This is a genomic window from Psychrobacter sp. H29 (assembly GCF_059073055.1).
This window is the reverse complement of sequence record NZ_JCACRY010000001.1, coordinates 482,831-506,027: the sequence shown is the minus strand read 5'-3', so window position 1 is coordinate 506,027 and position 23,197 is coordinate 482,831. Positions and strand designations below refer to the sequence as shown.

17 protein-coding genes are annotated in these 23,197 nt (G+C 45.3%); 9 read left to right on the top strand and 8 right to left on the bottom strand.

Annotated elements, in window-relative coordinates:
• Window positions 1-52: 52 nt before the first annotated feature.
• The 3 genes from prfB to AC5JP1_RS02065 form a co-directional block, all read right to left on the bottom strand.
• Window positions 53-1,148, bottom strand: a protein-coding gene (gene prfB / locus AC5JP1_RS02075) for a peptide chain release factor 2 (RefSeq protein WP_493842924.1) whose coding sequence is annotated in 2 segments (ribosomal slippage) — window positions 53-1,075 and window positions 1,077-1,148 — 1,095 coding nt in all. Because the reading frame shifts where the segments join, the coding sequence is not laid out codon by codon here.
• 124 nt (window positions 1,149-1,272) lie between these two features.
• Window positions 1,273-1,974: an HAD family hydrolase gene (locus AC5JP1_RS02070; protein ID WP_493842923.1), complete on the bottom strand. Its 702-nt coding sequence runs from the start codon at window positions 1,972-1,974 to the stop codon at window positions 1,273-1,275.
• A 180-nt stretch (window positions 1,975-2,154) separates the two neighbouring features.
• Window positions 2,155-2,691: a gamma carbonic anhydrase family protein gene (locus AC5JP1_RS02065; RefSeq protein WP_493842922.1), complete on the bottom strand. Its 537-nt coding sequence runs from the start codon at window positions 2,689-2,691 to the stop codon at window positions 2,155-2,157.
• A gap of 521 nt (window positions 2,692-3,212) precedes the next feature.
• Between AC5JP1_RS02065 and carA the strand changes: the two genes are divergently transcribed.
• From carA to AC5JP1_RS02025, 8 genes are all read left to right on the top strand, one after another.
• The gene (gene carA / locus AC5JP1_RS02060; protein ID WP_493842921.1) at window positions 3,213-4,445 is read left to right on the top strand and encodes a glutamine-hydrolyzing carbamoyl-phosphate synthase small subunit; all 1,233 of its coding nucleotides are present in this window, start codon (window positions 3,213-3,215) and stop codon (window positions 4,443-4,445) included.
• A 1-nt stretch (window position 4,446) separates the two neighbouring features.
• A complete protein-coding gene (locus AC5JP1_RS02055) occupies window positions 4,447-5,187 on the top strand; it encodes a hypothetical protein (protein WP_493842920.1) in 741 nt (246 codons plus the stop codon).
• A 53-nt stretch (window positions 5,188-5,240) separates the two neighbouring features.
• Entirely contained in the window at window positions 5,241-8,495 is a 3,255-nt protein-coding gene (gene carB / locus AC5JP1_RS02050; protein WP_493842919.1) for a carbamoyl-phosphate synthase large subunit, read from the top strand.
• 342 nt (window positions 8,496-8,837) lie between these two features.
• A complete protein-coding gene (gene greA, locus AC5JP1_RS02045; protein ID WP_057760725.1) occupies window positions 8,838-9,314 on the top strand; it encodes a transcription elongation factor GreA in 477 nt (158 codons plus the stop codon).
• 551 nt (window positions 9,315-9,865) lie between these two features.
• Window positions 9,866-10,768 (top strand): hypothetical protein, encoded by a 903-nt coding sequence (locus AC5JP1_RS02040; RefSeq protein WP_493842918.1) that lies wholly within the window; start codon window positions 9,866-9,868, stop codon window positions 10,766-10,768.
• A 305-nt stretch (window positions 10,769-11,073) separates the two neighbouring features.
• The gene (locus AC5JP1_RS02035; RefSeq protein ID WP_493842917.1) at window positions 11,074-12,342 is read left to right on the top strand and encodes a putative DNA modification/repair radical SAM protein; all 1,269 of its coding nucleotides are present in this window, start codon (window positions 11,074-11,076) and stop codon (window positions 12,340-12,342) included.
• 90 nt (window positions 12,343-12,432) lie between these two features.
• Window positions 12,433-13,305, top strand: a complete 873-nt coding sequence (locus tag AC5JP1_RS02030; protein ID WP_493842916.1) for a TIGR03915 family putative DNA repair protein — start codon at window positions 12,433-12,435, stop codon at window positions 13,303-13,305.
• 149 nt (window positions 13,306-13,454) lie between these two features.
• Window positions 13,455-14,819, top strand: coding sequence for a glycosyltransferase (locus tag AC5JP1_RS02025; protein ID WP_493842915.1), 1,365 nt, complete (start codon window positions 13,455-13,457; stop codon window positions 14,817-14,819).
• Between the two features lie 130 nt (window positions 14,820-14,949).
• Here the strand turns inward: AC5JP1_RS02025 and AC5JP1_RS02020 are convergent, their stop codons facing one another.
• The 3 genes from AC5JP1_RS02020 to AC5JP1_RS02010 form a co-directional block, all read right to left on the bottom strand.
• Window positions 14,950-16,392, bottom strand: coding sequence for an APC family permease (locus AC5JP1_RS02020; RefSeq protein ID WP_319050507.1), 1,443 nt, complete (start codon window positions 16,390-16,392; stop codon window positions 14,950-14,952).
• A 292-nt stretch (window positions 16,393-16,684) separates the two neighbouring features.
• On the bottom strand, window positions 16,685-17,944 hold the full coding sequence (gene gabT, locus AC5JP1_RS02015; protein ID WP_493842914.1) for a 4-aminobutyrate--2-oxoglutarate transaminase: 1,260 nt from the start codon (window positions 17,942-17,944) through the stop codon (window positions 16,685-16,687).
• A 135-nt stretch (window positions 17,945-18,079) separates the two neighbouring features.
• Window positions 18,080-19,543: an NAD-dependent succinate-semialdehyde dehydrogenase gene (locus tag AC5JP1_RS02010; protein WP_493842913.1), complete on the bottom strand. Its 1,464-nt coding sequence runs from the start codon at window positions 19,541-19,543 to the stop codon at window positions 18,080-18,082.
• Window positions 19,544-19,764: 221 nt separating this feature from the next.
• On the opposite strand from AC5JP1_RS02010, the gene AC5JP1_RS02005 reads away from it, so the two are divergent.
• Window positions 19,765-20,535, top strand: coding sequence for an IclR family transcriptional regulator (locus tag AC5JP1_RS02005; RefSeq protein WP_493842912.1), 771 nt, complete (start codon window positions 19,765-19,767; stop codon window positions 20,533-20,535).
• 50 nt (window positions 20,536-20,585) lie between these two features.
• On the opposite strand, the gene AC5JP1_RS02000 is transcribed toward AC5JP1_RS02005, so the two are convergent.
• Together AC5JP1_RS02000 and AC5JP1_RS01995 are read right to left on the bottom strand one after the other, a co-directional pair.
• The gene (locus tag AC5JP1_RS02000) at window positions 20,586-21,794 is read right to left on the bottom strand and encodes a CaiB/BaiF CoA transferase family protein (protein WP_493844417.1); all 1,209 of its coding nucleotides are present in this window, start codon (window positions 21,792-21,794) and stop codon (window positions 20,586-20,588) included.
• Window positions 21,795-21,999: 205 nt separating this feature from the next.
• Entirely contained in the window at window positions 22,000-23,184 is a 1,185-nt protein-coding gene (locus tag AC5JP1_RS01995; RefSeq protein WP_493842911.1) for an acyl-CoA dehydrogenase, read from the bottom strand.
• Window positions 23,185-23,197: the final 13 nt, after the last annotated feature.

The following is a 23,197-nucleotide window of genomic DNA, read 5'->3' as shown; positions in this document are numbered from 1 at the left end:
TAATTAAATGTAGGTAGATATATTAAACAGTTATGAATATCTCGATTCTGTTTTATAGTCCTGCTTTTAGACTGGCTTCGATAAATTGATCGAGGTCGCCATCTAGCACAGCACCAGTATTGAAGGTTTCAACACCAGTGCGCAAGTCTTTGATACGAGAGTCATCGAGCACGTATGAGCGAATTTGACTGCCCCAGCCGACGTCAGACTTACCATCTTCGACCGCTTGCTGTGACTCCATACGTTTTTGCATCTCAAGCTCATAGAGCTTAGCACGTAGCATTTTCATTGCGGTGGCTTTGTTGCCATGTTGACTACGCTCATTCTGACAGGTTACTACCACACCCGACGGCTCATGGGTAATACGTACCGCAGAATCTGTGGTGTTGACGTGCTGACCACCCGCGCCAGATGAGCGATAGGTATCGATACGCAAATCAGCTGGATTGATATCAATCTCGACATTGTCGTCAATCTCAGGCGACACGAACACCGCAGCAAACGAGGTATGACGACCATTATTACTATCAAATGGTGACTTACGTACCAAACGGTGGACACCAATTTCGGTGCGCAACCAACCAAAGGCATAATCACCTTTGATCTCAATCGTCGCCGACTTAATACCAGCCACACTACCTGAGGATACTTCAATCACATCCACTTTGAAGCCATGCGCTTCCGCCCAGCGTGTATACATACGCAGTAGCATTTCTGCCCAATCTTGTGCTTCAGTGCCGCCACTGCCCGATTGGATATCCAAGTAGCAGTTATTTGGATCCATCTCACCGCTGAACATTCGGCGAAACTCTAGATCAGCCACGCGTTTCTCAGCGCTATCTAGCTCGCTCTGCACGTCAGCTAGCAGTGAATCATCTTCTGCTTCGACAGCCAGCTCTAGCATGGCAGACGCATCTTCTAGTGTGGTTTCAAGAGAGACCACCACATCGATGACACCATCAAGGTGACTCTTTTCTTTATTAATTTTGGTCGCGCGCTCTGGATCATTCCATAGCTCAGGGTTTTCTAATTCCAAATTGACTTCTTCTAAGCGTTCTTGCTTACCATCGAAGTCAAAGATACCTCCGTAAGTCCTGTCCACGCTCAGATAAGTCTTTGATCTGTTCTTGATACGGATTAATTTCCATAAATATTCCTGTTTTTTCTAAAAAATAAATAACGAATACGGCGCTATTTTAAATGAGATTAAGTATAAATAATTAGCTAATTATCATTATTGTTAGTATTTCTGTTATATCTAAACCAAACCCTCTACAAAGACCAATCCTCTACTGCCCAGCGATGTGCCAAGGCATGTGCATGTAGCGCATCATCAGGCGACACACAAACGGCCACATCAGCCCATTCGAGCAGTGGAATATCGTTTTTGGAATCTGAATAGGCGTATGTTTTTTCAAAAGTAATGCCAGCAGCTTGTTTATTATTCAGCCACTTGTCTAAATGGTAGATTTTGCCTGCTTGAAAGTTTGGTTTGTCAGTGAGCTTACCTGTATAGCGATCATCTTTAATCTCAAGCGGCGTTGCCAATACATTGGCGGCTTCAATACCAAAACGCTTGGCAATGGCGGATACCACAAAGTCATTGGTCGCAGAAATAATCACCACATGGTGCCCTTGCTCGATATGCTGACACAATACTTCCATCGCTTTTGGACGAATATTTGGCTCGATTTCGCTCTTGATATAATCTTCTCTTAACTCATCAAGTCGATCAAGCGGCAGACTGCTCAAAAATTGCGCGACAAATTCATTGTATTCTGTTGCGTCTAGCGTGCCCTCTATATAATCATTATAAAATTTCTGATTGGCAGTTCGGTACTGAGCCTCATCGACAAGGTCATGCTTGACGATATATTCGCCCCAGAGATAATCGCTATCGACATCGAGTAACGTATGATCTAAATCAAATAACGCCAGTTGCTTTTGTTGTTTTTGTGCTGGATCTGCCTGCATGGTGAGACCTTATCGTTAATTGCGAAAAAATATGAGTGATTTGATAAAAGTGATCTAATAAAAAGTACAAGAAATGAGGGTGGTCATTGACTAAGAATGACAGCATCAAGCAAACCCAGCTGCTACTCCATAATCTTTTTTAGAGTTTGCTTCGTCTATATAGACTGGTTCTGTCTGTCTTTAATTGGGCATTGCCACTTCTGTCAATCCCGTTTTAAACTTCTGGCAACGCTCAGCATAATGTAGCGCTGACATTTTTAGCATAGCAGCTTGCTCATCGGTTAGTGTTTTGACAACTTTTGCAGGCGCGCCCATCACCAGAGAGTTATCTGGAATGACCTGCCCTTCAGTAACCAAGGCCTTTGCCCCTATGAGGCAGTTTTTACCAATCTTGACATTATTGAGCACCACGGCACCAATACCAACAAGACTGTTATCACCAATCTCACAGCCGTGTAGCATCGCCAGATGGCCGATGGTAACATAATTGCCAACTGTGACCTTTATGCCTGCATCAGTATGAATCACACTGTTTTCTTGCACATTACTATAATCACCGATATGAATGCGATCATTGTCACCGCGTATCACTGCACCAAACCAAACATTGGCTTGATGACCCAGATACACATCACCCATCACTTGCGCCGAATCTGCTACCCAACCATTGAATGGCGCGGCAAACTCAGGGGTTTTGTCCAAATACTGATAAATCATAACGACTCCTTGTTATCCTAATTGTTATCTTCATTATTGTTATAACAAACGATCATAAAAATTGAGTATATTGCTGCGCTGTTCATTGTGGCAAAGCCAACTGCTAAAATCCAGCGCTATTAGTGGCTGATGAATATCAATGTTATTGAATGTGACTGCAAACCTGTTTTTTTATACTTAGGCTATTTTACTCAGTCTGTATTCCTCATAAAAACTCAACTTTCCTTTATGTAATGACTATTAATCCAAAGAATCGGCTAGCCATACTCGTCTATTTTATATATAATACGCAAAATCTGTGCCTAAGCGAGCGGACATGATGCAAGTTACCTATTCACTATCTAGTGGGTTTTGTAGTTTTCATCAATAATGTCTTCTCGCTTTTTTGTGGAAAATTTTTGTGTATCGCCCTTTTATGAGCTTTATGTGACAGTCGTCAGATGCCGTAAATAAAAGGATACGGAGCAATATATTGACTAGCGAAACATGATGGCACTCACCAATAATAGCGGAGGCAATCCTTGAATTCATCAGCAGAAACACAAGCAATTTTGGCACTAGCAGACGGTACAATTTTTCGTGGTGTCAGTATAGGCAGCCTAGGTCATCGTGTTGGTGAGGTCGTATTTAATACCGCCATGACAGGATACCAAGAAATCCTAACTGACCCAAGTTATGCACGCCAGCTGGTGACCCTAACGTATCCGCATATCGGTAACACAGGTACCAACGCTGAGGATACTGAGTCTGGTAATGGTCACAAGGTGTGGGCTGAAGGTCTAATCATTCGTGATGCAACGATGGTCACCTCTAATTTTCGCAACTCAGAATCTGTAAGCGACTATCTACAGCGTAATGAGACCGTTGCTATCGCTGAGATTGACACGCGTCAGTTGACACGCCTGTTACGTGATAAGGGTGCGCAAAGTGGCTGTATCATGACCGCATCAGATGGCGAGACTATCAGCACTGATGATGAGCAAAAAGCAATTGAGCTGGCTCAAGGCTTTGCTGGTCTAAAAGGTATGGATCTAGCAAAAGAGTGCTGTACGACAGACAGCTTTGAATGGACAGCAGGCACATGGGATCTATCAGATACCCTGCTCAACCGTGATATCCATGGTAGCCATGACAGCGGTACGGGCGGCTTCTTTAAACAACTCGGCACCCATGTTGATGCCAAATTCAATGTCGTTGCTTATGACTTCGGTAGCAAAACCAATATCCTACGTATGCTCGTCGACCGTGGCTGCCACGTAACGGTTGTACCAGCACAGACGCCTATCGCAGACGTGCTAGCCATGAACCCAGATGGTATCTTCTTATCAAATGGCCCTGGTGATCCTGCTGCTTGTGATTACGCAATCGATAGCGTGCGTCACATTATCGAAGAGACTGATGTACCAACGTTTGGTATTTGCTTAGGTCATCAGCTGATTGGTCTTGCCAGCGGTGCAAGTACTATTAAGATGAAAACGGGCCATCATGGTGCCAACCATCCCGTACAAGACTTGGCGACTGGCACAGTGATGATCACCAGTCAAAACCATGGTTTTGCGGTTGATGAAGACACGCTACCTGACAATGTCAAATCGACTCATCGCTCACTATTTGACGGCACCAACCAAGGTATCGAGCTGACCAACAAGCCTGTCTTTAGCTTCCAAGGTCACCCAGAAGCCAGCCCTGGTCCACATGACTGCGCGCCATTGTTTGATAAGTTTGCTGAGATGATGGAAAAGGCTAAGACTTAGAATGAATACTCTTTCTGCCAAAGCCTTATTAGTAATGATTATTTCAATAAGTCTTTGGCTTCCAACTTCTCTTCAAGCTAGCAATCATAGCCAAAAAGATACTGAAGACCAAATGCGGCTTGAACAGATTGAGGCTGATAAGCACGCTCGGTTGCAAAGTTTTAATAAGCAACGCTCAGAAAAAAAGAACGAACAAGCTAATTCTTTTAATACTATCTCTACTTCAGGACTAAATAAAGATAAGCAAGTTGAGGAACTAACAAATACGCTTGTTTATATTTATAACATTGAAAAGTTTTTTATAGATTTTTGGAACAATCCTAAATCTCCTGGCACGCGTATTCTAGACCCTAACAAAGAAGTGTGTATGAAAAATGAGTTCAATTATAATGATGTAAGAGAGTCATTTAATGCTACTGCCAAAAATCACATTAACAGTCAAACTGCTGAAAAAAATCACAAAGACTTAGAACTCTTAATTGATTCGGAATTAAGCTATGAGTTACATAATATTTCTCATGCGAGTTTGATTGGAGACGAGGATTATCATTATGTTTTCAGATTGCATGGCCTTCAAAAACCTAAACTTGCATTTGCTGTCAGAGAAATTGTGAATAATCCTGACTATTCAAAGTTAGCAAAACTTGTTGCGGTTAATGTCAAAACTCAAAACACTGACTTTATACAGGTACTTCAAGCTGCTGCTGAAAAATGTAATTTTAAACTCAATCCAATTGAGTAAGACAAGATAGATCATACAAATCCCAACCCGCCAAAATAGGACTTAAAAACATTATGCCAAAACGTACCGACATAAAAAGCATTCTTATCATTGGCGCAGGCCCTATCGTCATCGGCCAAGCATGTGAGTTTGACTACTCAGGCGCACAGGCGTGTAAAGCACTAAAAGAAGAAGGCTACCGTGTCATCTTGGTCAACTCAAACCCTGCGACCATCATGACCGATCCTGTCATGGCGGATGCCACCTATATCGAGCCGATCACGTGGCAGACGGTTGAGCAAATCATTGCCAAAGAACGCCCTGATGCAATTCTACCAACTATGGGCGGACAGACTGCCCTAAACTGCGCACTAGACCTAGACAAGCATGGCGTATTGACCAAGTATAACTGTGAGCTGATTGGCGCGACCAAAGACTCGATCGAGATGGCAGAAGATCGCGACTTATTTGACAAAGCGATGAAACGTATTGGCCTTGAGTGCCCACGCGCTGAAACCGCTGAGACGATGGAAGAAGCCTTCGCAACCCAAGAGAAAATGGGCTATCCGTGTATCATTCGTCCATCATTCACCATGGGCGGTTCAGGTGGCGGTATTGCTTACAACCGCGATGAATTCATTGAAATCTGCGAGCGCGGTTTTGACTTGTCTCCTAACCATCAATTATTGATTGATGAGTCATTGATTGGTTGGAAAGAGTACGAGATGGAGGTGGTCCGTGACAAAAACGACAACTGCATCATCATCTGTGCCATCGAAAACTTCGACCCAATGGGTGTGCATACTGGTGACTCAATCACTGTCGCCCCAGCGCAGACATTGACGGATAAAGAATACCAGATCATGCGTAATGCATCGCTCGCGGTACTGCGTGAGATCGGTGTAGAAACAGGCGGCTCAAACGTACAGTTCGGTATCAACCCTGATACGGGCCGCATGGTCGTCATCGAGATGAACCCACGCGTATCGCGCTCATCTGCTCTCGCTTCAAAAGCCACTGGTTTCCCGATTGCCAAAATTGCAGCAAAACTGGCGATTGGTTATACGCTAGATGAATTGCAAAATGACATCACGGGCGGTAAAACGCCAGCCAGCTTTGAGCCTGCGCTTGATTATGTCGTGACCAAGATACCTCGCTTTAACTTTGAAAAATTCCCACAAGCGGACAACATCCTATCAACTCAGATGAAATCGGTCGGCGAAGTGATGGCGATTGGTCGTAATTTCCAAGAGTCTATGCAAAAAGCCCTACGTGGTATGGAAACAGGCGCGGACGGTTTTGATGAGCAAGTGGATTTATCCAAAGTAGGTGCTGAGAAGGCTCGTAGCGAAATTATCAATCGCTTAACCATTCCAACCCCTGAACGCATCTACTATATCGCTGACGCCTTCCGCGTTGGTATGAGTGTCGATGAGGTATTTAATTATACCAAGATTGATCCATGGTTCTTGGTACAGATTGAAGACATCGTGAAAACTGAAGCAATCGTAAAATCACTCGGCTTTGGCGGGTTAACCGAGAAAAACTTGCGCAGCTTTAAGCGTAAAGGCTTGTCAGATTTGCGTTTGGCTAAATTGCTTGGTATCTCACAAAAGCAACTACGTAAGAAACGCTGGGATCTGAACGTTTACCCCGTCTATAAGCGTGTTGATACTTGTGCTGCAGAGTTTGCTACCAGCACCGCTTATATGTACTCAACCTACGATAGCGAATGTGAAGCCAACCCAACCGACAAGAAAAAAATCATGGTCATCGGTGGCGGTCCAAACCGTATCGGTCAAGGTATCGAGTTTGATTACTGCTGTGTACACGCAGCGCTTGCCATGCGTGAAGATGGTTTTGAAACCATCATGGTCAACTGTAACCCTGAAACGGTTTCAACCGATTATGACACTTCTGACCGTCTATACTTTGAGCCAATCACGTTAGAAGACGTGCTAGAAATCGTCCGTATCGAAAACCCAGACGGTGTGATTGTGCAGTTCGGTGGTCAAACGCCATTGAAACTGGCGCGCGCGTTAGAATCTGCGGGCGTAAAAATCATCGGTACGAGTCCTGATGCGATCGACCGCGCTGAAGATCGTGAACGTTTCCAGCACATGATTCAACAGCTAAACCTAGTACAGCCATCAAACGCACTAGCAACCAGCTTAGAAGATGGTTTGGTTAAAGCAAAAGACGTGGGCTATCCACTGGTTGTACGTCCGTCGTATGTGTTAGGTGGCCGCGCGATGGAAATCGTCTATAACGAAGACGAGCTAAGACATTACCTACGTACTGCGGTACAAGCCTCAAACGAAGCGCCTGTCCTACTCGATCGCTTCTTGGATGACGCCATCGAAGTCGATGTCGACTGTGTATGTGACGGTACTGATGTCGTCATCGGCGGTATCATGCAGCATATCGAACAGGCGGGTGTCCACTCAGGTGACTCTGCTTGCTCACTACCGCCATACTCACTATCTGACGAACTATGTGACGTGATGCGTGCGCAAACGGTCGCTATGGCAAAAGAGCTTGGCGTTGTCGGTCTGATGAACGTTCAGTTCGCTGTCAAAGGTGAAACCGTATATATCCTAGAAGTGAACCCACGCGCTGCCCGTACCGTACCGTTTGTCTCTAAGTGTATCGGCACCTCATTAGCGCAGGTTGCGGCTCGCTGTATGGCAGGCACCTCACTTAAAGACCAAGGCTTTACAACCGAAATTGTGCCAGCATTTTATGCGGTCAAAGAAGCAGTATTCCCATTTGCTAAGTTCCCTGGTGTTGATCCAATCTTGAGTCCTGAGATGAAATCAACGGGCGAAGTCATGGGCGTGGGCAAGACCTTTGGCGAAGCATTCTACAAAGCCATCATCGGTAGTAACGAGCGTCTGCCAGGTCTACCCACTGAAGGCGAGACCAAGACCGTCTTTATCTCAGTACGTGATAGTGACAAAGCGCAAATCGCTCCGATCGCCCGTCAGCTGGTAGACTTTGGCTTCAAAATCGTCACAACGACTGGTACGAAAAAGGTACTGAGCGACGCTGGTATCGAATGTCAGCAAATCAACAAGGTCACTGAAGGTCGCCCGCATATCGTTGACGCCTTGAAAAACGGCAAAATTGACCTTATCATCAACACAACTGAAGGCAAGCAGGCACAAGAGGATTCGTTCTCTATTCGCCGCAGTGCGCTACAGGGCAAAGTCTTCTATGTCACGACACTAGGCGCCGCTGATGCTGTTTGTAAATCTTACGCGATTGACTTACCGTTTGATGTCTATAAGTTACAAGATTTGCATGAGCAAGCAAAGTCTATTGGCTAGTTCTATTGACTTGGTAGAATAATTTCAGTAGATTAAGCATAACCATTAGGCTTGCCTAATCGCTCACAAAGGCATCGCTAAATACAACCGAGCGATGCCAGAGAGCGACACCTTTATCATGATAGACCCAAAAGCATAGTGGCAATATTGCGACTATGCTTTTTATTACGTAAGCTTAAGTGTGGCTATGCTTGAATTGAGGTGAGATACACTCATAAATGATAGTCAGCTTACTTATTACAACGTCTTAATTATCATTCTTTTATATTTTATATCCATTGCAACAGCACTAACACCATCTCATTATGAGGTGGTGTGGTGTTATTGGTTTAAGGAAAAAACATGCAACGTTACCCAATGACTCCGCAAGGACATGCGGCTTTAGAAGCCGAATTAAAACAGTTAAAAAGTGTCGACCGTCCACGTATCACAGCATCGATTGCTGAAGCACGTGAACATGGCGATCTAAAAGAGAACGCTGAATACCATGCTGCTCGCGAGCAACAAGGGTTTTGTGAAGCACGTATTCGCGATATCGAAGCCAAACTTGGTGGCGCTCAAGTCATCGATCCTTCGACACTACCAAAAGAAGGTCGTATTGTCTTTGGTGTCAGCGTCGTGATCGAAAACATGGACACTGAAGAAGAAAAGCAGTACAAAATCGTTGGTGATGATGAGGCTGATTTTAAAGCAGGTAAAATCTCAGTCAACTCACCAATCGCGCGCGGTCTGATTGGTAAGTTTGAAGGCGATGAAGTACGCATCGAAACACCAAAAGGTGTGGTTGAATACGAAGTCATGAAAGTTATCTACGATTAATCATACGCTCTGAATGGCAGGCAATTTAAGCAGTACATTATTAGTTAAGGCTTTATATTGCCAGACAATAAACATTTACTTTGTAAGTAGCCGCTCGATTCAATTGTAGACATTTTTCATCATCATAGATGCGACTTTCGATCTAGTGCGTGTCCCCAATGCAACCCACGTCATAACGAAAAGTGACATTACGCATTGATAGCATTTATACCGCTTTGGTTACACAATGCAGCTTTTATACATGATTTGTTTTGGCGCATAATTATTTGAGTTTATGAGTGCACAATTATTGTGATATTGAGCATCGTTGATATTGAACACAGTCGACGCTACATCACATCTATGAGCTTCCGAATAAGTTCATACTGCGTTGCTCATTACTCAAGATAATGATGGTCTGATCATAGACACCGGCTATCGTCAGTACTGATACCCTCGTTATTTGGCATACTTTGTGGTGTCAATTGGCGGGGGTTTCGCTTATCTGGGCGTTATTTATTGCTGCTTTACTTACTGCTACTTTGTTTATTGATACTGCTAAGGAGTCTATTATGACCATGAGAACTTATATACCAACAGCGCTAACCACCACTGTATCTGCTATATTCGCAGGTACGATACTTGCCGCCTCTTCAGCACATGCTGCGCCTGAAATCGCTATCAGCTCATCTGCGGGCAGTAGCACTACCGTGGTTGAGCAATACTCCAATGGTCAAACAGCCACTATCACGGCAACACCAAACGGCATCGCGATGCAAGATGGCATGCCTTATGCGGTGACGCAGGTCACGAACGTGCCACGCTATGTCGTTCGCCAAGGTGCCAACAGCGCAGTCATCACTCAAGGTAGTACGACGGTGACAAGCGTACCCGTCACCAATCGAATGACCAACAGTGTTACTAAAGTAGATGTCATCGCCACACCTATCAATACCGTGACACAAGTATTACCTGTTACTAGAGCCACTCAGCTGCCGGTCATAAACGCGCCAGCGACAACCGTCATTACCAATCAGCCTACAACGAGTCAAGTAACTACGACCACGTTAGATACCCTGCAGTTGACCCCTACCTTTAGTACCCCTGGTGTCGTAAACGCGAACACTAAAGTGATGAAAATCATGAAAAATGGTACTGGACGTGAAGTTGCTGTGCCTGCCAATCATATTGCTCCAGGTGATGTTATCGAGTATCACACCACCTATACCAATACCACAGCGCAACCAGTCAATGATATCAATGCTATGATCTCACTACCTAGCGGTGTTCAACTGGTATCGTTAAATAGCCCGCTACCGACATTTGCCACCACTGGCGGCAATACTTATCAAACCATTCAGCAGGTTGGCAATACGGTCGCCATACAAGAAAACTACTCTGGTCTCAAATGGAACTTAGCAAACCTTAATGCCAATGGTAATCAAACCGTAGTCATACGTGCGAAGGTTCAGTAAACATTTACCTCTACCATAGCATATGTTTTTTCATACGTATTGCTCTAAAACAGGTCTTGAATGTTCAAGACCTGTTTTAACATATGACTCTTCTACTATGACCATGGTATAACTGACTCTTAATCCTCTTTCCATAATTTTCATCAATCAGTATTGATAATTATACCCATCACCTCCCTCCTAATCCCATTGTCGTATACGACACTATCTGTCGTGTTATTTTTCCAATTTTCCTATTAATACAATGACTTAATACATATTTTGGTAAAATAGTCGTTCATTAATTAATTGGTAATAAGCGACTTATGGCAAACATCAATTATGAAAGATTACAGGGCAAACTCAATATTCTGGCCGATGCGGCAAAATACGATGTGTCTTGCTCATCCTCGGCTGGTACGCGCAAAAATCAAGGCGGCGGTTTAGGCGATGCCTCAGCCACTGGTATTTGCCACAGCTATACCGAAGACGGTCGCTGCGTCAGCTTGCTAAAGATTCTGTTGACCAACCACTGCATTTATGACTGTGCGTATTGCACCTCACGTAAAAGCAATGACACCCCGCGTGCGGCGTTTAGTGTCGAAGAAGTCGTGGACTTGACCATGCAGTTTTATCGTCGCAACTATATCGAAGGGCTGTTCCTGAGCTCTGGTATCTTCAAAAATGGCGACTATACGATGGAGCGACTGGTCGAAGTTGCCAAACTCCTACGTACTCGTGAGCGTTTCAACGGTTATATTCATCTAAAGACCATACCTGGTGCATCAAAGGAACTGCTGCTAGAGGCAGGACTCTATGCTGACCGACTGAGCGTCAATATCGAGATTCCGACCAAATCAGGATTGGCTTTGCTTGCGCCAGAAAAATCACATGAGCAATTAAAAGCACCGATGGAAACGGTTAAAGAAGAGATTATCACTATCCGTGAGAGTCGTAAAACCCACAAAAAAGCACCTAAATTTACGCCCGCAGGTCAGACCAGTCAAATGATTGTTGGTGCGAGTAATGAAACTGACTTACAGGTGATACAGCTATCCAGTCATTTTTATAAAACCTATGATCTAAAGCGTGTCTACTATTCAGGTTATGTACCGATGCTCTCTGACAACCGCTTGCCTGCGATTGGCACTCCTGTACCCATGGTACGAGAGAACCGCCTATATCAAGCAGATTGGTTAATGCGTTTTTATGGGTTTGGCGCCCACGAGATTGTCGAGCCAGAGTCACCATTCTTGGATTTAGATTGTGATCCCAAGCTAGCGTGGGCAATACGTCATCGCGAGCATTTCCCAGTCAATATTCAGACAGCGACTTATGAGATGATTGTACGTATACCAGGTATCGGTACCAAAACTGCCAAGAAAATTGTGAAGGCGCGCCGGTTCAACCAATTGACCCTACATCACCTAAAAAAGATGGGCGCTGCGGTCAACCGTGCCAAATACTTTATCGCCACCACTGGCAAGAACGAGCATTTGGCTCACTTGACGCGCGATAATTTTCGTCAATATGTACTGGCACAAACACAGACCAAGTTTAAAGATCAACGTAGCGGACAGTTGGCTTTATTTTAGATAGTGTTTGCTAAAAAAACAGCCTTTCCGCTACGGTATTTATGATGGTTATTTGCGATAACTATTTACCATAAAAACTTAGGACCAACCATGTCAGCACTTATGCAAAACGACGCTTACGCTATCGGTCAGTTAACGCCTAGTATCGTGCTATATGAACCAAGTTTTGAGGGGTGGCTCAGTGCGGTATTTTATGTCTATGCCAACCGATTGCAAAACGACATTTCATTAAAGCTCACCGCTCAAGACTGTTATGTGCCTTCATTAATAGCGCAAGCGACTAGCGTTGCGATGGATGCAGATAACGCTGAGCGCGTGTTGGTAAAGCTAAATACGTTGCTAGGACGCTCTGGTATGCGCAATCTTTTATGGGGGTTCTTGTCGGAGAAGGATGATATCGGTACGACGTTGTTTCGTGTGGTCAAGTATGCCATCGATTACCCTAGCCGTCAGATCATGCAAGATTTAGGTCATTTAGACGTTCTGGAGTTAGCACAAACGGTCAAGTCGGTCGGGCGCGAAAAGCATCGTATGGAGGCATTTGTACGCTTTGAGCACACGACTGATGATATCTATTTCGCGCGGGTCGAACCTGACTTTAATGTATTGCCACTGATCGGAGAGCATTTTCGCCAACGTTATCAAGATCAACACTGGGCAATCTATGATCTGACGCGTGGTTATGGCATTTATTATGATAAAAGTAATAGCACGCCTACTCGCCCTGCAGAGCTACAAACCATTACCGACCTCGATGATGCCGTCTTACGCAATCCTGCCAGTATTCATAGCCCAGATGAGCAGCGCTATCAAAAATTTTGGCAGGGTTATTTTACCAACGTCAATATTAAAGAGCGCAAAAACTCCAAGCTACATAGACAGTATCTCCCGCAGCGCTATTGGAAGTACTTGAGCGAGAAGCAAGTACTGCCTAATGCTGAACATCTACAAAAGCGTCGTTAGTGAGTGTTAGGCGTATCGACCAGACAGGTATACTGATATATCTTGAGAAACCAAACCTCTGAGTCATCTTTGTATCTTGATGGTTGAGTTTTAATCGCTTTTAACTGACAATAGCAGCTCAATATTTTTAACCGGTGACCAACGCTATTATGAAGATTATGCGCTTACTGTCGTCTTTGAAGCATGATGAATCCGAGCGCGGTATTTTTCACCTTGGGCGTGCATTGGTCAAAAACGAGCATACCTCTATCATCGTCTCTAGTGCAGATGAGAGCAATGATCTGGTCAGACGGCTCAAGCGCGATGGTAATATCTATCATCAGCTACATATGAATAAAAAGTCTTGGTTGTCATTGCTGCAAGTCTCAGCACTACGGCACCTGATCGAAAAGTATGAACCTGATGTTATTCATATACATTCGCGTACCCCTGCATGGATACTACACTTAGCGCTGCGACGTGCACGAGTTAAGCATTTCCCAAAGCTGGTCTCCACCATGTATGGGTTCTACCCCATCAATAAGTACTCCCAAGCGCTACTCAATGTCGATACCATTATTACCGTATCTGATAGTGTCACCCAATATCTACACAAAGGTCTGCGCCGAGAAGAAGTAGACCCAAAAAAAGTCGTACGTATTCATCGCGGCATTGATACTCGGCGTTATCCTTATCGGCACAACCCTTCGGTCTATTGGCTGCGTCATACGTTTGCCGAATATCCTGAGCTTGAGCATAAGAAGTGGCTCGTATTTCCAACAGTTATCGGGAATGAGTATGGTCAAGAGTGGCTGATTGATATTTTGGGTAATCTGCAAGAGCAGTTTCCCAATATCCATGTCATTATTATGGATGATGATTACAGAGATGGTGATGTCATTCATGAAGACTTTCGCCAGCGTACCAATAGCTTGGGACTCTCTGAACGTATTACCTATGTGGGCAGCAAGCGTAATGATATGCGCGAATGGCTCTCAGCCGCCAACATCGTTATGGCGCTTGCCAATGAACCTGAATCAATTGGTATCAACGCCCTACAAGCGATCCACTTGGGCACACCTGTGATTGGTTGGGATCAGGCAGCTTTTAGTGAGATCCTACAACCGCTCTATCCGCAAGGACTGGTCAAAAAACACAATGCTAACTCGCTATGCAAAGCGGTACGCAATCAGTTAGAAAGTGTGACTCGTCCTGAAATGACCAACCAATTTACAATGCGTGAGATGATCGAAAAAACGCTTGCGGTCTATCAAAGCTTACATGAGGCGGCGATAGCGGAAGAGCAAGCCAGAGCCGATGCAATCGCCGTACGGCGAATCAAAAAAGTACTTAAAAAACCTGCTGTTGGTGCAGCGGTCAAGCATGTCGAACCTATCCCTAAGCGTCCAAAAGTCAAACTAATTAAGAAAAAATCAGATACAGCAGAACCAGATGCAGTAGAACCAAATAAAGTAGAAGCACCATCTAAAATAGATATAAACCCAGAAGCCTCTAAAGACAGTGAGAAGTCATAAGCTGATCGTGATAATTACCTTACACACAAACTCATTTATCCTGAATTTAAGAGACATGATTATTTGATTGAACAAATAAAAAGCCTAACGTTTGACGTTAGGCTTTTTTATATAGCGAATTCAGATACAACTAGTTTTTATATGGGTTTTCTTTTAGCCACTGCTGGTTAGCAATTTTTAGTTCATGTAGTTCATGATCCATGATCTCCTTACTCTTTCCAGGGTTTTTCATCGTCGCATAGCCATATAATGCAGCCCCTAAAACTGTCCAGCCAAGGAAGATCCACCACTCAATAGCGACGAGTGCTGACGGCATACCTGGTAGGTAGAGTGCCAGCATACCCAGACTAAGCAGAATAGTAATGACGCCAACCAATTTACCCGCTGGCACTTTAAATGGACGTACCATATTGGGCTCACGGTAGCGCAGCACTAGGAATGAAAGCGCCACACAAGTATAGGCGATGACGATACCGAATCCGCCCGCATCCACAATCCACACGAGCATTTTACGACCAAAAAGCGGCGCTAGTGTCGCAAGACCACCGATCAACAAGATAGCATTGACTGGGGTGTTGTACTTAGGATGCAGTTTGCATAAGAACTGTGGCAGCATATGCGTTTTACCCATCGCATATAGCAGACGACTACCACCGATAAGAAACGCGTTCCAGCTTGACAAAATACCAAGCACACCGCCGATAACCAGTAATGTACCTGCCCATTTACCATTCCAAGCATTTGTCATCGCATCAGCAGTTGCCAATGTCGAATCCTGCGCTTGTAATAGTGGCAAGGTTTTGCCCACACTCCATGCGACAGCAACATACCAAAGCACAGCGATAATAATAGACACAATCAGGAACTTGCCGATATTTGGACGAGATAGATTGATTTCTTCTGCGGCTTGCGGAATGACGTCGAAGCCCACAAACAGAAACGGCACCATTACCATTACCGTCATGATGCCGCCTATACCACCGATGAAGTTAGGCGCTTGTACGGTAGTAGAGGTCTCAGCATTAAACAGTAACGCCCCAACGAATAATAATATACCGACAAGAAAAATACCGACAACTGCCAGCTTTTGAAACCAAGCACTGACTTCTAGACCGCGAATATTGAGCCAGGTAACGATCACTGAGCCGAGCATACCGACAGCGACCCACGTAGCATAGACATCCCAGCCAGCGATATTCCAGAGATAGCCCTGGCTATAGTTTGGAATAATATATTCAACAACGGTAGGCAATGCGACCGCCTCAAAAGCCACGACAGAGAAGTAACCAAACAAAATACTCCATGAGCAAATAAAGGATATATTTACTCCTAAGGCACGGTGGGTATATGTATGCTCGCCCCCAGTGATAGGCATGGACGCAGCCAACTCAGCATAGGTCACACCGATGAGCACAACGACCAAACCACCGATTAAAAAGGCACTAATGGCCCCCCATATACCTGCCGAGATGATCCAACTGCCTGCCAGTACTACCCAGCCCCACCCGACCATCGCACCAAATGCCAATGCGATGATATCAAAAACACCTAACGATTTCTTTAATTCAGACATAACCTACTCCTTGTCTGTGTGTCATCCGTGTACGCCTGTTATAGCTACACTATTTCTGTTTAGTGGGATAAACCCATTATATTTACTGGTTTGCTCAGACCTTATCGTTTGATATTTTCTAATATTCAAAAAACAAAAACGGCGTCTTGACTGGCAAGACGCCGTTCAGAAACACACCATAAATGAGTGCTACGAGGGCGGCCTTGCCGTTATCTTAAATATAACTTTTTGACCAAAATCCGTGTTTGGTCAAAAGCGATCCATCGCTACAGTAAATGACACTCGGTAACTATTAAGCCGTTAGGATGTCTTTGATGATATCAAGACCTTCTTGTAGCACTTCATCTTCAACCGTTAATGGCACCATGACGCGAATGGCATTGCCATACATACCACAAGACGCTAATAGGAGACCTTTTTCAAATGATTTTGCTTTTAGGTTGGCTGCTGCTGCAGCATCGGGCTTGCCTTCGCTATCGATCAATTCAAACGCAAGCATAGCGCCTTTATAGCGGATATGACCGATACTGCTTAGGTTTAAACCTTTTAAGAACTCAGCGATGGTATCGCCAATTTCAACACTACGCTCTAATAGGTTTTCTTCTTCGATCACTTCCATGACAGCAAGCGCAGCCACACAGGCGAGTGGGTTACCAGAGTACGTACCACCCAAGCCGCCAACTTGCGGGGCATCCATGATATCAGCACGGCCGATGACCGCAGAGATAGGATAACCACCTGCCAAACTCTTCGCAGCGGTCATCAAATCAGGCTCAACGCCCAGCTGTTCAGTAGCAAACAACGTACCTGTACGGGCAAAACCACATTGCACTTCGTCAAAAATAAGTACGATGCCATGCTCATCACAGATCTCGCGTAGTGCCTTGGCAAATGATGGTGTCACCTGATGGAAGCCGCCCTCGCCTTGGACTGGCTCAACAATCATCGCCGCCACTTCACTAGGATCGATGTCTGCTTGGAAGATCATGTCAAGGCTATGTAGCGCTTGCGCTTCTGTGACGTTCAACTCTTCTGCAGGGAACAGCGCATGGAACACAGGTCCTGGCATCGGGCCGAAGTTCTTTTTGTATGGCAGTACTTTACCTGTCAGGCTCATGCACATCATCGTGCGACCATGCCAGCCACCAACAAAAGAGATAACGCCTGGACGACGGGTTTTAGCACGCGCAATCTTGATGCAGTTTTCGACCGCTTCTGCACCAGTGGTCAAAAAGAATGCCTTGGTATCACCGCTAATTGGCGCTTTTTCGCACAGTTTTTCTGCCAAGTCCACATAGCACTCATAGTTGATCATTTGTGCCGCAGTGTGCGTAAACTTGTCGAGCTGCTCATGGACACGCTGGGTGATTTTTGGATGGCTGTGACCGGTGTTCAATACTGAGATACCACCGACAAAGTCGATATAACGCTTGCCTTCGATGTCCCAAATTTCTGAGTTCTTTGCTCGTTCTGCAAAGATAGGAAAGGCAACCCCAAGTCCTGTTGGTAAAACAGCTTTGCGGCGCTCAAGTAATGATTGATTGGTAGTCATGGGAATATCCTTTTCTTCGTCGTAACATAGATGCCATCTAGGGATTGGCGGTTTGTAGTAAGGGGTGACTTAATTCATACTTGTTGACTATCGAATGGCACCTTTTTCAAGGCACCAAAGATATTCAAAACTTTGTTAGCTGATATCAGAGCACCAGTATTTGGTCGTGATATAGTCTTCAATACCGTATTTTGAGCCTTCACGGCCAAAGCCAGATTGCTTCACACCGCCAAATGGGGCAACTTCTGTAGAAATCAAACCAGTGTTATGGCCGATGATGCCGTACTCCAGACCCTCGGTAACGCGCCATGAGCGGGCATAGTCACTACTATAAAAGTAAGCGGCCAAGCCATAAATCGTATCGTTAGCAGCACGGATAACTTCTGCATCGTCTTTAAACGTGAAGATTGTGGCGATTGGTCCAAATATTTCTTCAGACGCAATGTCCATATCACTGCTGATATCAGTGATCACGGTTGGGTTATACGTCAGTTCTGAGGCGTCATTGACGCTACCACCAGTAACCAGTTTGGCGCCTTTGTCTAGAGCGTCCTTGAGCAGGGCTTGTACTTTATCCAATGCTTTTTGGTTGATTAGCGGGCCAATATCGACGCCCTCTTCCAAGCCATTGCCCACTTTTAGCTCAGCGACTTTTTTGACAAAGATATCTAAGAACTCATCTTTAATGCTGTCCTGCACGTAGACACGGTTGGCGCACACACAGGTCTGACCTGCATTGCGATATTTGGAAGCGATGAGACCTGCAGCGGCTTTCTCAAGATCGGCATCATCAAAAACAATAAATGGCGCGTTGCCACCCAGTTCTAGTGACAGCTTCTTAATAGTCGGCGCGCATTGCGCCATAAGCGTACGACCGACTTCTGTAGAGCCAGTGAATGACAATTTGTGAATACGAGCATCGCCCGTTAGGATTTCGCCAATGGTTGATGATTTACCTGTCACGATCTGTAGTACGCCTGCAGGAATACCTGCTTGCTCTGCTAATGCACCCAGCGCTAATGCTGAAAACGGTGTTTCGGTGGCAGGTTTGACGATAATCGTACAGCCTGCTGCCATTGCGGGTGCAACTTTGCGCGTGATCATCGCCGCTGGAAAGTTCCAAGGAGTGATCGCAGCACAAACGCCAACTGGCTGCTTGAGCACAACGTGACGCAATTGAGTACTGTTGGCAGGAATGACATCACCATAAACGCGCTTGCCTTCCTCGCTAAACCAGCGAATAAAGCTATTGGCATAGCCAATCTCACCACGTGACTCAGTGAGCGGCTTGCCTTGCTCAGCAGTCATAATGATCGCAAGATCTTCTTTGTTGGCATCGATAAGGTCTGCCCACTTTTGTAGCAACTCTGAACGCTCTTTAGCGGTTCTTGCAGCCCAATCTGCTTGTGCTTCATGCGCACAAGCAACGGCTTCATTGACATCGTCAGTCGTGAGACTAGGTACTGTACCGATGAGCTCGTCGTTGAAAGGATTGTTGACATCGAGTGAGGCGTTATCGCTAGCAGCATGCCAGCCGTCTTTGATGAAACAAGATTGTTTGAGTAAGTCTGGATTTGATAACTGTAGCGTATTTGACATATTGACGCTCCTTGTCATATAGATGGTATGGTTATAAGAATGGATATAATCGTGAGTGGTAAATACTTATTGATAAACTTATTATTGTTCAATATACTGAACACGTATTCTATATACGAGACGTCATTATAAGAACGATAAGACGCGATTTGCAACCTTTAATCTCATTATTTTAATAATTACCTTGTATTTTTCTTTTATTTCATTGTTATAGGTTACTTATGAGCTCAACTGCCGTGCCTGCATTAGAAAAAACGTTTCAGATTTTGGATTTGATTACCGATAGCTCACAGCCACTTACTGCGGCTCATATCGCAAAAGAGCTTGGGCTACCGCGCAGCTCCACCCATAATATTTTGCAGAGTCTGCTGACCAAGCATGTCATCTATAAAGATACTGACAGCCGCTTTCATCTTGGCTCTTATCTGATGTATTGGGCAGGTAAGTATGAGCAGCAGCAGGGTGTTGTACAGCTATTTAAAGATTTGATTGTGCAGTATCCAGTGCTGCTTCAGCACACGGTCACGTTATCAAAGCTGGATTTGGGAGAAGTGGTGTTTTTGGCTTGTCATGAATCACCCGCCCCGCTTGGCTTTATGTTTCGTGCCGGCGTGCGCGTGCCTGCGGTGTTTTCAGCGACAGGTAAAGCCATGCTATCTACATTGTCTATGGACAGTATCAAGTCATTGTATGAAGAGAAGTTTCCGGTACCTATGACTCAGCATGGGGTCAATAATTTTGCGGACTTATCCGCTGAGCTTGAGGCAATTCAAGAGAGTCGAATATCACTCGATGATGGGCAACTGCGTGATGGGATGTATTGTTTAGGTACTTATATCCGTAACGCGTCAGGCACGGCAGTTGCTGGTATGGCAGTGAGTTTTCTGCAAGGAGAGTATGAGTCTAAGCGGGCTGAGGTCAGTGCGGTACTGATAGAATTGGCAGAGCAAATTGAGCAGTGCTTGGGCTTTAATCCTAACGCTGAAAGATAGCGTTAGGGTTAAGTATCGGTGCAAAACTAAAAACAATCTAAAAAATGCTATTAAACAATGCCGTCGGCTTTTAGCTTAGCAATCATCTCACTATCATAACCCAAGTCAGTAAGTGTACTGTCAGTATGCTCACTGAGCTGCGGTGGCGGCGTACGATACGTGACTGGCGATGCGGACAACTTAATAGGATTGCCGAGTGCTCTGACTGGGCTACCTTGCTCGGTGAAATTAACGATCATCTCTCGTGCTTGTGCTTGCGGCATGGCCAGTGCTTCAGCGACATTATGAATCGCACCGCACGGAATACCCGCCTGATCTAATACTTCTAGCCAGTATGTACGCGGTTGCTTGGCGAATTGCTGAGTCAACTCACCGCACAACAGCTCGCGATTGGCAACGCGTTGTGGGTTGGTCGCAAAACGCTCATCGGTATGCCAGTCAACTGCGAGCACATCGCACAGTTTGGCAAACTGACGGTCATTGCCGCAAGCTAGGATAAAGTGCTGCTCTCCCTCGCCGGCAAACACCTGATACGGCACGATATTAGGATGCTGATTGCCCAGTCTTGGCGGTATCTTATCTGATGCCAGATGATTCATACCGACATTGGCTAGCATAGACAGCGCACTGTCGAGCAACGCGACGTCTACGTGTTGCCCAGTGCCAGTATGTTGACGCGCCAATAGCGCCGCCTGAATACCTATTGTCAGCTGTAACCCCGCAAACAGATCAACCACTGCGACGCCAACTTTGTGCGGTTCGCCATCGCTAGGACCCGTGATACTCATCAGCCCTGACAACCCTTGAATAATATAATCATAACCCGGACGCGCTGCATCTGGTCCTGTCTGACCAAACCCTGTCAATGAGGCATAAATCAAACGCGGATGGTCTTGCTTAAGACTGTCATAGTCTAAGCCGTATTTTTTCAGACCACCAACTTTAAAGTTCTCGACCAAAATATCACTCTCAGCGATGAGCTGTTTGATAATAGTTTGTCCTGTTAGCGTCGTAATATCCACTGTCAGTGATTTCTTATTGCGGTTAATGGTCGCGTAATAAGCGGAGGTATTGTCACTGAATACTGGCGGTGCCCAGTGCCGCGTCTCATCACCAATGTGTGGACGCTCAACTTTGATAACGTCTGCGCCCAGATCAGCGAGTACTTGCGTGCAAGAAGGCCCTGCCAACACTCTCGATAAATCAAGCACCTTAATACCGTGCAATGCGCCCTCTGGCATATTAGCTATATCAGTCATATCTGCCATAAAACTTCCTTATTGTGTCGCGTATTTTTTGCTTTTTTGATCATAGAGTTGTTCTTCATGATGTAATTGCTAAGCTGTTAAATCATGAAGAACAACTAAAAAACGTACGCTACTACTTATATATGCTTCGTAAAAAGCCAAGCAGCAACGTACGTTAGGGCATGTCTTAAATCTGAATGTTTAACTTAACATCAGTTTAAAAGAATGCTTGTATACCTGTCTGGGCACGGCCTAGGATAAGCGCGTGGATATCATGTGTGCCCTCGTAAGTGTTGACCGCTTCCAAGTTCATCACGTGACGGATAATGTGGAACTCATCAGAGATACCATTACCACCATGCATATCACGAGCGATACGAGCGATATCTAACGCCTTGCCGCAGTTGTTACGCTTGATCATGGAGATCATCTCAGGGGCGACATTGTTCTCATCCATCAGACGTCCCACACGTAGCGCGGCTTGTAGACCTAGACTGATTTCTGTCTGCATATTGGCGAGCTTCAACTGTACCAACTGTGTTGCAGCAAGTGGACGACCGAACTGCTTACGATCTAGCGTGTACTGACGAGCCGCTTTCCAGCAGAACTCTGCTGCGCCCATCGAGCCCCAAGCGATACCATAACGGGCTTTATTTAAGCAGCCAAACGGCCCTTTTAGACCACGAATATCAGGGAAAGCATTGGCTTCAGGAACGAATACTTTGTCCATGACGATCTCACCGGTGACTGATGCACGTAGCGAGAATTTGCCTTCGATCTTGGGCGCAGACAAGCCTGTCATGCCTTTTTCTAAAACAAAACCACGAATCTCACCAGCATCATCTTTTGCCCATACGACAAACACATCAGCGATAGGACTGTTGGTAATCCACATTTTATTGCCCGTCAGCTCATAACCACCATCTACAGCGCGCGCACGCGTTGACATCGATGACGGATCTGACCCTGAGTCAGGCTCAGTCAGACCAAAGCAGCCGACATACTCACCGGTAGCAAGTTTTGGCAGATACTTTTCTCTTTGCTCTTCTGTGCCATATGCCCAAATAGGATGCATCACTAGGCTTGACTGCACGCTCATCGCTGAACGATAGCCTGAATCAACAGCTTCTACTTCCTTAGCAATCAGACCATAAGCAACGCTGGACAAGCCAGCACAACCATAACCTTCAATCGTGACGCCAAGCAGACCCATTTCACCCATTTGACGCATAATATTACGATCAAAATTTTCATTGCGGTTGGCTTCAACAATGCCTGGCATTAGCTCTTTTTGAAAAAATTGGCGGGCGCTGTCGGTGACCATACGTTCTTCTTCGGTGAGCTGGTCACGTAATAAAAAAGGATCTTCCCAATCAAAGCGCGGGCTAGTAGATGTTGCCATGTGGATCTCCTTA

Bases quoted from the DNA above. Each gene is read 5' to 3' on its own strand.
- AC5JP1_RS02070 (WP_493842923.1), bottom strand. From the start codon at position 1,974: ATGCAGGCAGATCCAGCACAAAAACAACAAAAGCAACTGGCGTTATTT.
- AC5JP1_RS02065 (WP_493842922.1), bottom strand. From the start codon at position 2,691: ATGATTTATCAGTATTTGGACAAAACCCCTGAGTTTGCCGCGCCATTC.
- AC5JP1_RS02055 (WP_493842920.1), top strand. From the start codon at position 4,447: ATGAATACTCTTTCTGCCAAAGCCTTATTAGTAATGATTATTTCAATA.
- carB (WP_493842919.1), top strand. From the start codon at position 5,241: ATGCCAAAACGTACCGACATAAAAAGCATTCTTATCATTGGCGCAGGC.
- greA (WP_057760725.1), top strand. From the start codon at position 8,838: ATGCAACGTTACCCAATGACTCCGCAAGGACATGCGGCTTTAGAAGCC.
- AC5JP1_RS02040 (WP_493842918.1), top strand. From the start codon at position 9,866: ATGACCATGAGAACTTATATACCAACAGCGCTAACCACCACTGTATCT.
- AC5JP1_RS02035 (WP_493842917.1), top strand. From the start codon at position 11,074: ATGGCAAACATCAATTATGAAAGATTACAGGGCAAACTCAATATTCTG.
- AC5JP1_RS02030 (WP_493842916.1), top strand. From the start codon at position 12,433: ATGTCAGCACTTATGCAAAACGACGCTTACGCTATCGGTCAGTTAACG.
- AC5JP1_RS02025 (WP_493842915.1), top strand. From the start codon at position 13,455: ATGAAGATTATGCGCTTACTGTCGTCTTTGAAGCATGATGAATCCGAG.
- AC5JP1_RS02020 (WP_319050507.1), bottom strand. From the start codon at position 16,392: ATGTCTGAATTAAAGAAATCGTTAGGTGTTTTTGATATCATCGCATTG.
- gabT (WP_493842914.1), bottom strand. From the start codon at position 17,944: ATGACTACCAATCAATCATTACTTGAGCGCCGCAAAGCTGTTTTACCA.
- AC5JP1_RS02010 (WP_493842913.1), bottom strand. From the start codon at position 19,543: ATGTCAAATACGCTACAGTTATCAAATCCAGACTTACTCAAACAATCT.
- AC5JP1_RS02005 (WP_493842912.1), top strand. From the start codon at position 19,765: ATGAGCTCAACTGCCGTGCCTGCATTAGAAAAAACGTTTCAGATTTTG.
- AC5JP1_RS02000 (WP_493844417.1), bottom strand. From the start codon at position 21,794: ATGACTGATATAGCTAATATGCCAGAGGGCGCATTGCACGGTATTAAG.
- AC5JP1_RS01995 (WP_493842911.1), bottom strand. From the start codon at position 23,184: ATGGCAACATCTACTAGCCCGCGCTTTGATTGGGAAGATCCTTTTTTA.